This is a genomic window from Martelella sp. AD-3, assembly GCF_001578105.1.
Lineage (GTDB): Bacteria > Pseudomonadota > Alphaproteobacteria > Rhizobiales > Rhizobiaceae > Martelella.
Window position 1 is genome coordinate 4,544,214 of the sequence record NZ_CP014275.1, and the last position, 10,489, is coordinate 4,554,702.

General features: G+C 59.9%; 7 protein-coding genes and 1 pseudogene. 6 read left to right on the forward strand and 2 right to left on the reverse strand.

Features of this window, described 5'->3' with window-relative positions; all coding sequences use genetic code 11:
* The first annotated feature begins 209 nt into the window (after positions 1-209).
* The 6 genes and pseudogenes from AZF01_RS21045 (at position 210) to AZF01_RS21070 (ending at position 6,527) form a co-directional block, all read left to right on the forward strand.
* Positions 210-1,187 carry a glycosyltransferase family 2 protein gene (locus tag AZF01_RS21045; protein ID WP_152534419.1) on the forward strand — a complete coding sequence of 326 codons (978 nt, stop codon included), beginning with the start codon at positions 210-212 and terminating at the stop codon, positions 1,185-1,187.
* Positions 1,184-1,558: a GtrA family protein gene (locus AZF01_RS21050; protein ID WP_024706274.1), complete on the forward strand. Its 375-nt coding sequence runs from the start codon at positions 1,184-1,186 to the stop codon at positions 1,556-1,558. Before AZF01_RS21045 ends, AZF01_RS21050 begins: the two co-directional genes overlap by 4 nt.
* 180 nt (positions 1,559-1,738) lie before the next feature.
* Positions 1,739-2,017: pseudogene (locus AZF01_RS21055) on the forward strand (transposase); the annotation flags it as partial.
* Positions 2,018-2,413: 396 nt separating this feature from the next.
* Positions 2,414-3,610 (forward strand): IS256 family transposase, encoded by a 1,197-nt coding sequence (locus AZF01_RS21060; protein ID WP_061449647.1) that lies wholly within the window; start codon positions 2,414-2,416, stop codon positions 3,608-3,610.
* Positions 3,611-3,844: 234 nt separating this feature from the next.
* Positions 3,845-4,405 (forward strand): type 1 glutamine amidotransferase domain-containing protein, encoded by a 561-nt coding sequence (locus tag AZF01_RS21065; protein ID WP_024708382.1) that lies wholly within the window; start codon positions 3,845-3,847, stop codon positions 4,403-4,405.
* Positions 4,406-4,736: 331 nt separating this feature from the next.
* Positions 4,737-6,527: a DUF4422 domain-containing protein gene (locus tag AZF01_RS21070; RefSeq protein ID WP_024708383.1), complete on the forward strand. Its 1,791-nt coding sequence runs from the start codon at positions 4,737-4,739 to the stop codon at positions 6,525-6,527.
* Between the two features lie 13 nt (positions 6,528-6,540).
* Here the strand turns inward: AZF01_RS21070 and AZF01_RS21075 are convergent, their stop codons facing one another.
* Positions 6,541-8,658, reverse strand: coding sequence for a transglycosylase domain-containing protein (locus AZF01_RS21075; protein ID WP_024708384.1), 2,118 nt, complete (start codon positions 8,656-8,658; stop codon positions 6,541-6,543).
* 152 nt (positions 8,659-8,810) lie between these two features.
* Complete coding sequence (locus tag AZF01_RS21080) at positions 8,811-10,199, reverse strand: dipeptidase (RefSeq protein WP_024708385.1); 1,389 nt, start codon at positions 10,197-10,199, stop codon at positions 8,811-8,813.
* Positions 10,200-10,489 lie beyond the last annotated feature (290 nt).

Consider the following 10,489-nt stretch of genomic DNA (forward strand, 5'->3'; position numbering starts at 1 on the left):
GTCTAGCATTTAGGCGGTGAGATTACTGCTTTTAGGTAGAGCACCATGAGCATGATTGCGCCATACACTCCCGCCGTGTCTTTCAAGGTGCAAGAGACCGCGTTATGGGATCTGGGAGCACGCCAGGTTTTTGTTGGGACTCATATTGCGTTCCGGACATCACCTGATAAAAGCCGCCGAAGGTCAACTCCAAAGTGTCGGGGGTATCCGTGACAGAAGGTTTTTCAACTCAGGGGGCTATTCCCGTGTCTGTGGCCGTAATTATCCCCTGCTATAACGAAGAGGTTACAATCGGCAAGGTTGTGGCAGACTTCAGGCAGGCTCTTCCGCATGCAACGATTTTCGCCTACGACAACAACTCTACCGACAGAACTAAGGAACTGGCTGCTTCGGCGGGCGCAGTGGTGCGCGATGAGTTCCGGCAGGGCAAGGGCAACGTCGTCCGGCGTATGTTTGCTGATATCGATGCCGATATATATGTGCTGGTGGACGGCGATGACACGTATGATGCTGCATCCGCTCCGATGCTGATCGATAGACTCGCGAGCGAAGGCTTGGACATGGTGAATGGGCGAAGGCTTGGAGGATCAACCGAGGCTTATCGTCGTGGCCATCGGTTTGGCAATGTGATGCTGACATCGCTTGTGCAGTTCGTGTTCGGCCGTGAGTTTGAAGATATGCTTTCGGGCTATAGAGTTTTCTCGCGGCGCTTCGTGAAGAGTTTTCCGGCACTGGCGACAGGCTTCGAAATAGAGACAGAACTGACCGTTCACGCTCTCGAGCTCCGGATGCCGATCAGAGAGATCGGCACACCATACAAGGAACGCCCTGAGGGATCGGTCAGCAAACTCAGAACATTCAGCGATGGCTTCAACATCCTTTCAACCATCTTGCTCCTGGTAAGAGATGAAAGGCCGCTTCAGTTCTTCTCTATCATATCTCTGCTTCTAATTCTTTTGACCGTCGGTATCACTATACCTCTATTTGTTACCTATATGCAGACTGGGCTTGTGCCGCGTCTCCCGACAGCCGTACTTGCAACGGGCACCAGCACTCTTGCCGCACTTTCGTTTTTCTGCGGACTGATATTGAATACAGTTACCCTCGGGCGCAGAGAAGCCAAACGTATGCAATACCTTTCGATTCCTGGCGGACCGATCAAAACGGACGGCCAGAAAAAGCAATGATTTTCCGCTTTGCGATGGTCGGCGCTATTGCATTCGGGGTCGACTGGCTTGTGGTCACTCTTCTGCTTGGGTTAGGGGTCCCATTTCCTGTGGCGAGGGCCGGAAGTTACCTCTGTGCTGCGACTTCAGCCTGGCTGCTGAACCGGATATGGACATTCACCAACAGAAACCAGAACCTTGCCCTGCAATGGTTGAAATATCTTTTCGCAAATTTGATCGGAGGCGCGGTCAACTACACAGTGTCAGTCGGGTTGTCACTGATCTTCCCTTCGTTCATTGGACATCTGCCGGTGTTTGCCCTCCTCGCCGGGACGCTCTCAGGTTTAGCGTTCAACTTCCTTCTTTCCAAGAAGTACGTATTCAACAGTTGAAGTGAATATTTTTCTTGCTGCAGTTCCTCACTTCTCTTCGTTGATTTTGCGGGAATACAGCTCGACGAATAGCGTGTCCTCCTTGCAAGGAGGTCGGCTCATAAGTAATACCAGCTGCCATTGACCTGCAGTGAACCGCGCCGGGTTTGCCGGAGGCCCAACCTCGTGAGAAGTAGGTCTATGACAAGCAAGACGACAAACAAGTTTTCTCGTGAAGTCCGCGCCCGCGCCGTCCGAATGGTGGTCGAGCATGAAGCGGAGCATCCTTCCCGGTGGGCGGCAGTATCTTCTATAGCGGCCAAGATCGGCTGCTCGGCACATACACTCAATGAATGGGTGAAGAAGGCCGAGGTAGATAGCGAGAAGCGCGCCGGTTTGCCGAGTGATGTGACTGAGAAGATGAAGGCTCTGGAACGGGAGAACCGCGAGCTTCGTCAGGCGAATGAGATTTCACGCAAAGACGAAACCATCATTAACGTGAGTGACATGGTTTTTCTCCATGTTCAGCGCCAACTTCAGTTCGCCTTCCAGAAACGCCCGGAATTCCTCACGGATTTCCTCTGCCTGAACTCTGGTTGTTGATTTCTGCTAAGAAGTGACCCACCAACGGCGGCAGTCCACGGTAAAACAGAAAGAACGGTGGGACAGTCATCTCAAAAAGACTTGAAGTTAGATGGTAAATTTCAAAATCCCACTTACATTTAGTTAATTGGTCTTAAAAGATTTACACACTCCGCGTCTGGGCGCCACTTCTTTTGCGATCGTGTCCCATGACGTGGTGTAGCTGGATTTCATAGCCATCGGTGATTTCCGGTAGGGTCGGGTTGCTTAGAACCAACCTTAAGGACACCACCGATGACCGACGACATGATGAACCTGCGCTTGGCTGTTGAGAAGAGCGCTGATGCCGATTTGCTGCGTGAGATGATCGGCTTTGCAGCCGAGAAACTGATGGCGCTGGAGGTGAGCGCGAAGACAGGCGCTGGATACGGCGAGAAGACCACGTTCCGGCTTGCCCAGCGCAACGGCTACCGCGATCGAGACTGGGAAACGCGAGCGGGCACCGTTGAGCTGCGCATCCCCAAGCTTCGCACCGGCAGCTATTTTCCGAGCTTTCTCGAACCACGCCGGATGGCGGAGAAGGCTCTGACGGCGGTCATCCAGGAAGCCTATATCCAGGGCGTTTCGACCCGGTCCGTCGATGATCTCGTCAAAGCCATGGGCATGTCGGGCATCTCCAAGAGCCAGGTCTCGCGACTTTGCGAGGAAATAGACGACAAGGTGAAGGCCTTTCTGGACAGGCCCATCGAAGGAGAATGGCCCTACCTCTGGATTGATGCCACCTATCTGAAGGTCCGACGCGGCGGGCGCATCGTCTCAGTCGCCGTCATCATCGCGGTGGGCGTGAACACCGACGGCCGGCGCGAAGTGCTCGGCATGGAGATCGGAACATCAGAAGCCGAGCCGATCTGGACCGAGTTCCTGCGAAAGCTGACCAGGCGCGGGCTGCGCGGCGTCAAGCTCGTCGTCTCCGATGCCCATGAGGGGATCAAGGCCGCCGTGACGAAGGTGCTTTGCGCCACCTGGCAGCGCTGCAGGGTCCACTTCATGAGAAACGCATTGGCTCATGCCGGAAAGAGCGGGCGGCGCGTCGTCTCCGCCTTCATCGCCACCGCGTTTGCACAGGACACGCCGGAGGCGGCGAGCACCCAGTGGCGCAATGTCGCTGACCAGATCAGGCCGAAGGTGCCGAAACTCGCCACGCTCATGGACAACGCCGAACAGGACGTGCTCGCCTACATGACCTTTCCCAGGCAGCACTGGGCAAAGCTTCATTCGACAAATCCGATCGAGCGTCTCAACGGCGAGATCAAGCGACGCACTGAAGTCGTTGGCATCTTCCCCAACGACGACGCCATCGTCAGACTGGTCGGTGCCTTGCTCCTGGAGCAAAACGACGAATGGGCCGTCCAGAGGTCCCGCTACATGACACTTGAGACAATCGCCACGATGAGCGATGATCCGCTCATCAGCCTGCCAGCAGCAAGCTGACACTCATCCGCCCCTCTGGGATGAGCCGTGGTCGTCTAAGCTACACCACGTCATGGGACACGATCTCTTTTGTCTCGTTGCTGTGATTTCCGCCGTCCGTTTGGCGGACGGGTTCTCTGCGGCCGTGCGTTCTTTCGCGGTGGAGGGAACGCGGCCGGCTTCCGTGCGTTTCCGTGGGGAAGGCGGCAGCGGAGCGCTGTCGCGCCAAACCAGCAACAGCGACAGGAGGATGCCATGCCTGCCATCAATCAGTCCAGAATCCTGATCATGGCCACCCATGGATATGAGCGCTCGGAACTGCGGGTGCCGCTGGACGAGTTGAAGAAGCGCGGCGCCGCGGTCACCGTGGCCTCGCTGGAAAAGGGCCCGGTCAAGAGCTGGGACGAAAAGGACTGGGGCGACAGCGTCGAGGCTGAACTGGCGCTCGAGGACGTCTCAGTCGCCGATTATGACGCGATCGTGCTGCCCGGCGGCCAGATCAATCCGGATGTGCTGCGCACTTCGGAAAAAGCCGTTTCGATCGTCAGCGAATTCGTCTCGTCGGGGCGCGTCGTCGCCGCCATCTGCCACGGCCCGTGGCTTCTGGTCGAGGCCGACGTTCTTAGAGGCCGCGACGCCACGTCCTACCACTCGATCCAGACCGACATGAGGAATGCCGGGGCCAACTGGACGGACAGCGCGGTCGTCACCGACAACGGCATCATTACCTCGCGTTCGCCGAAGGATCTCGAAGCCTTTGTCGCCAAGATCGTCGAGGAGGTCGAGGAAGGCCGCCATGATCGCCGCGCGGCGTAAGCTCGCACGGCAGATCCACACTATCTATTTGTTTTGGCGCAGTTTCGCTTGACGTCAGATGTCTCGATATGACTGCAAGGTACTCTATATCGCCGTCCGGCCTTGAACAGGGTCGGGCGGCATTTTTCTTTGCCTGGCGTCATCCCATTTTGTCTTGCGATCCTCAAACCGTGCCTGGCTGGATTATGGGGGTTCTCAGAACAGGGGTGGCCGGCTATCTTCCGCATAGTTTTGATGTGTTTGTCAGGACATGAGCCCTCGTCGCCGGATGCCGGGACCGGATCGTGGTCCGGGCGAGCCGCTTCGCTGAAACCATGGCCAAGACCATCGCATGATCTCCAGAAAAATCTTCATCTCGGTCGTCTATTTCAAACCGGCTCCGCTGGTAAAGACCGCGTATCTCACCCCGATCCAGGCCGGCCGGGCGCTCGGGCGGTTTCATGTCGAGGGCGCGATCGGGGACGATACCGGCGAGAACAATTCACGCGAGAACCTGTTCTGGAGCGAGCTGACCGCGCTTTACTGGATGCGCCACAATGTGGAGGCCGAATATTACGGTCAGATGCACTATCGCAGGCTCCTTGCCTTTGCCGAGAAGAAGCCGCGCGGCCTTTCATTCGAAGAGATTTCCGATGAAACCTATGAGAAATATGGGTGGCGCGACGACCTGATCGAAAAAGCCTGTGAGAGCGTGGATATCCTGACGCCGCCGGCGCGAACGCTCTATGTTCCGGGCCTGCCGGATGTGATTATGACCGCTTCGGATTTCTTTGCGCATCAACACCATGCAGGGGACATGGCCGTGCTGGAGGATATCGTCAAGGAGCGCGCACCGCACATCTATCCCTATCTCGTGCAGATACTGACCGGACGAAAGCTGTTCTTCAATTCGATCTCGGTGATGCGGCGACCGTTCTTTCTGGAATATGCCGATTTCCTGATCGACATGCTCGAGGCGGCACAGCAGAGGATGGACGTCTCCGGCTATGATTCATACCAGTCGCGCCTCGGCGGGTTCCTGGCTGAATACCTGACCTGTGCCTATGTCGCCTATGCGAAATCCGTCCATGGGGCCAGGGTGCGGGAACTTCCGCTGACCTGGGGCATCAGGGCGCGCCCGCCGGTCTCTCCTCAAAAAGTCCTTCTGGAGGCGCGGCAAAAACGGGATCGGGTGCGCGTCGCCGATCGGGGAGGCAGCGACGCTGATGATGATATCAATGTCGCGCTCGCGGTGGACGATAATTATGTGCCGCACGCCGCCGTCACCATACTCTCGGCCCTCACGACGAGCACAAGGCCTTCGCGCCTGCGTTTTCTTGTCCTGAACGGACACAATATCTCCGCCGGCAATCGCGAAAGGCTCGAGGGACTTGTCAAGGGCGCGGGCGGGCGTATCGATTTCATCGAAATCGATGACCGAGACTTGCGCTGGCTGCCGCTCAACCGTGACTACATCTCGATCGCCACCTATTACCGTCTGGTGATGCACCACTATCTTCCCCCCGAAGTGCAAAAGGTGATCTATCTTGACGCCGATACCGTCATCATCGAGCCGCTGGAGAAGTTGTGGGCGATCGACCTGGAAGGGCATCCCGTTGCCGGCGCCGCCGATGACGCCGGCCTGCCCCAGGCCCGCCGGCTGAGGCTTAACGCAGCGCATCGCTATTTCAACGCCGGGGTCATGGTGTTTGATGTCGCGCGCTTTCGCGAAATGGCGCTGGCCGACGCGATCCTAGAGATCTTTCGCCGCCAGGGTCCCTATATCATTTCGCAGGACCAGGACATTCTCAACATCCTGTTCTGCAATGACACCAAGGAACTGCCGCTGGCCTGGAATGCCGGCACCCGCATCTATCGGTCAAACGCGCTGGAACCGGCCTATAGCGCGGAGGAGGCTTTTGAAGCGGCGCGCTTTCCGGCAATCGTGCACTTCATGGACGCGAATAAGCCGTGGCACACCAAATGTACCCACCCCTTCACCGAATTCTACTGGGATTATCGAAACCAGACGCCCTGGGCTGAAAGCGCCGGACACAAGATCAAACGCAGGCTGATCCAGCGCGTTCGCCGCTGGCTGAGGGCGCCAGACCGTCGCTTCGAGAAACGCATCAAATCGTCCTGAACGCGGGTCTGCCTCAGCCCCCGCCGAGAATCTGCATGATCGTGCGGCGCTTGTGTTCTGCAGGCTGCGGTTTCGCCTCGCCCACATCGGCGGGCGGGGCGCTTTCGCCCTCGCCGAGGCGGCCAAGCAGTTCGACCAGCGTTTTGGGGTTGCCGTCTTCCCCTGCCGCCGGTGCCTGCCGGGGTTTCGGCTCGATCAGCCTGCCGCCGCCGTAAAGCGGTTCGGGCGAAAGGCCCTTGTGGGCACGCGCCATGAAATCGTGCCAGATTTTTGCCGGCAGCTTGCCGCCCGTGACATTGCGCATCGGCGAATTGTCGTCATTGCCGACCCAGACGCCGGTGGTCAGGTTTGCGGTAAAGCCGACGAAGAGCGCGTCGCGGGAGGATTGCGTCGTCCCGGTCTTGCCGGCGACCTGCCAGCCCGGGATCTGCGCCGCGCTGCCGGTGCCCTCGGTCACCACGCGCATCAGCATGGCGTTCATGTTGGCGGCGATCTGCGGCGAGAGCACGCGCGGCTGGCCGGCATGGTCGGCCTGGTAGAGCGTTTTGCCGCCGGTGGTCTCCACCGTCTCGATCACATAGGGCGTCGCCTTGAAGCCGCCATTCATGAAGGCCGCATAGGCCCCCGTCAGCTCGATCAGCGAGACCTCCGACGTGCCGAGCGCGATAGAGGCATTGGCGGTGATATCGGAGGTGATGCCGAGCCTGCGCGCCATGTCGGCCACCCCGCCGGGGCTTGCCTCCATCACCAGTTGCGCGGCAATGGTGTTGACCGAATGGGCAAGCGCCGTCGTCAGCGTCATCGGCCCGGAATAGGTTTTCTCGTAGTTTTCCGGCGTCCAGTCGTCGATGGTGATCGGCGCGTCATTGCGCACCGAGCTTGGCCGGTCGCCGATCTCAAGCGCCGCGGCATAGACGAAGGGCTTGAAGGCGGAGCCCGGCTGGCGTTTCGCCGTCACGGCGCGGTTGAACTGGCTCTTGGAATAGTCGCGCCCGCCGACCAGCGCCCTGACCGCGCCCGTTGCGTCAACGGCCACCAGCGCGCCCTGCTCGACGCGGTCCTTTTTGCCCGAGGCATCGAGGGCAGACTTCAGGCTCTCCTCGGCGTCGCGCTCGAGGCCGGGATCGATCGTGGTGCGGACGACGATATCGGTTGTGATCTCGCCGATCAGCGGCTCGAGCCGGGCCATCACCATGTCGGCGACATAATGTTCCGCGCCCGACCAGTAGCTCGGCGCCCGCGTCGGTTCGCGCGCCATCGCGGTCGCCATGTCGCTGTCGTCGATCATGTCCTGGTCATGCATGGCGGCCAGAACCACCTGGGCGCGCGCTTCCGCCGCTTCCGGGTCGCGGGCCGGCGAAAGCCTTGACGGCGCCTTCAGGAGGCCCGCGAGAAGAGCGGCTTCACCCAGGGTCACGTCGCGGGCGGACTTGTCGAAATAGCGCTGCGAGGCGGCCTCCACGCCATAGGCGCCGGAGCCGAAATAGACGCGGTTCAGATACATCGCAAGGATCTGCTCCTTGGAGTATCTATGCTCCAGCCACAGCGCCATCAGCGCTTCCTGCACCTTGCGCTCCAGCGTCTGTGCGTGGGAGAGGAGCACGTTCTTGGCCAGTTGCTGGGTCAGCGTCGAGCCGCCCTGCACGACATCGCCATGCTGGATATTGGTCACCATGGCGCGCGCGAGCCCGATCGGGTCGACGCCGAAATGGGAATAATAACGCCGGTCCTCGATGGCGACGACCGCCATGGGGATGAAGGGCGACATCTCGTCGATCGATACCGCCTCGCCGCCGGTCGCGCCGCGATTGGCGATCAGCGAGCCGTCATTGGCGACGATCTTGACGTTGGGCGCGCGGTCGGGCACCGCCCATTCGTCAACCGGCGGCAGCTTGGCCCCGTAATAGATGACGATGCCGATGACCAAGACGCCGCCCCAGACAGCGGCGACCATGCCCCAGTAGAGGACGAAGCGCAGCGCGCGCGCCAAAAGGCCCCGCTCGGATGCGCGGGACCGGGCGCTTCTGCCCTTTGCGGCGCCTTTCCGTTTCGCAGGCTTTCGGCCGGCCCCGGCGGGCGTGCCGCCAAGGGTTGGTTCGGTCCTGCTGCGCTTTTTCTTCTTTCCGGCCATGGCGGTGGAACTGCTCACCTTCCGTGTTCGCATACGAGACTAGCCGTGTGCCGTTAAAGTCGCGTGAAAGAGCGGTCCGGCACAATGCCCCGGGCGCAACAGATCAAAGGCAGCGTTAACGTAACCTGAACGCCGCCTCCGGGACCGCCGTTTCACTTCGCCAGCGCGTCGAGAATGCGGATCCAGGAGCGGATGCCCTTGTGAAAGGAACTCAGCTCGTATTTCTCGTTCGGCGAATGGATGCGGTCGTCATTGAGCCCGAAGCCGACGAGCAACGAATCCATGCCGAGCTTCTTCTGGAAATCGCCGACGATCGGGATCGAGCCGCCCATGCCGATGACGACGGCGGGTTTCGGCCATTCCTCGGACAAGGCCTGCTGCGCCTTTTTCAGGAAAGGGGCGTTGTAATCGAGATGAATGGCCGGCGAGCCGCCATGGGGATGGAACTCGACCTTGCAGTCTTCCGGAATTTTCGAGCGGACATAGCTCCGGAAACTGTCGCGGATCTTGGCCGGGTCCTGCGTGCCGACGAGGCGGAAGGAGACCTTTGCCGAGGCCCTGGCCGCGATCACGGTCTTGAAGCCCTCGCCGGTATAGCCGCCGGTAATCCCATTCACTTCCGCCGTCGGCCGGGTCCAGGTGAGTTCCAGCACCGAGCGGCCCTTTTCGCCGGCAGGCTTGGAAAGGCCGATCTCGCCCAGAAAACGCTGATCTGATTCGCCGAGCTGCTCCCAGCTCTTCTTGACCTCTTCCGGCGTTTCCTCGACCCCGTCATAAAAGCCTGGAAGGGTCACACGGCCGGTCTCGTCGTGAAGACCGGCAAGGATATCGGCGAGGATATGGATCGGGTTCGCCGCCGCGCCGCCGAAAAAGCCGGAGTGAAGATCGCGGTCGGCCGCGGTGATCACCACTTCGTCGCCGACAAGGCCGCGCAACGTCGCGGCGATGGCCGGCGTTTCGCGGTCCCACATGCCGGTATCGCAGACCAGCGCGAAATCGGCCTTGATCAGGTCGCCATGCTCCTCGATGAAGGCCGGAAGCGACGGTGAACCGGATTCCTCCTCGCCCTCGAACATCACGGTGATCTTCACCGGAAGCTCGGCATTTTCCTCGCGATAGGCGCGGCAGGCCTGAAGGAAGGTCATCAACTGACCCTTGTCATCGCTGGTGCCGCGCCCGGTGATGATCTTGCGGCCATTGCCGGCATCGCGGATTTCCGGCGTAAACGGATCGCTTTCCCAAAGCTCCAGCGGATCGACCGGCTGGACGTCGTAATGGCCGTAAAACAGCACATGCGGCGCGCCTTCCGGCGCGTTTTCCGAGGTGCCGACGACCATGGGGTGGCCCTTGGTGGTGTAGGCGATGGCGGAAAAGCCGAGCGTTTTCAGTTCGCCCACCAGCCAGTCGGCGGCTTCGGCACAATTCTTCCGGTAGGCCGGGTCGGTGGAAATCGAGGGAATACGCAGGAGCGCGAACAGCTTGTCGAGGCTGGAGGGCAGGTTGTCGTCAGCGCGCTTCAGGAGCGTTTCAAGTTCGGTCATGGGAGGTCCTCGGTCTTTCACGAATGATGTGCGCGGACCATAGGCCAAGCCGGGGCAGTTTGGAAATACACGATTGCAGGAATGCGGGGCGGGGTTGGAAGCGGGGCAAAAAATAAGCCGCCATGGCCTGGAGGGGGGCTGGCCATGGCGGCTGCTTTTTGGGACAAAGGCCGGAGAGGGGGGATGGAGCCTTTGTCCTGTTGTCTGACGAGGCGGGGGACGAGCCTCCATCAGGCATCGGCGCTAACGTGCGCCGCTGAGACGTATTTGTACCTCGAAATGTGTCGATT

Excerpts from the sequence above, each read along its gene's own strand:
- AZF01_RS21050 (WP_024706274.1), top strand. The coding sequence starts at position 1,184 with ATGATTTTCCGCTTTGCGATGGTCGGCGCTATTGCATTCGGGGTCGAC.
- AZF01_RS21060 (WP_061449647.1), top strand. The coding sequence starts at position 2,414 with ATGACCGACGACATGATGAACCTGCGCTTGGCTGTTGAGAAGAGCGCT.
- AZF01_RS21065 (WP_024708382.1), top strand. The coding sequence starts at position 3,845 with ATGCCTGCCATCAATCAGTCCAGAATCCTGATCATGGCCACCCATGGA.
- AZF01_RS21070 (WP_024708383.1), top strand. The coding sequence starts at position 4,737 with ATGATCTCCAGAAAAATCTTCATCTCGGTCGTCTATTTCAAACCGGCT.
- AZF01_RS21075 (WP_024708384.1), bottom strand. The coding sequence starts at position 8,658 with ATGGCCGGAAAGAAGAAAAAGCGCAGCAGGACCGAACCAACCCTTGGC.
- AZF01_RS21080 (WP_024708385.1), bottom strand. The coding sequence starts at position 10,199 with ATGACCGAACTTGAAACGCTCCTGAAGCGCGCTGACGACAACCTGCCC.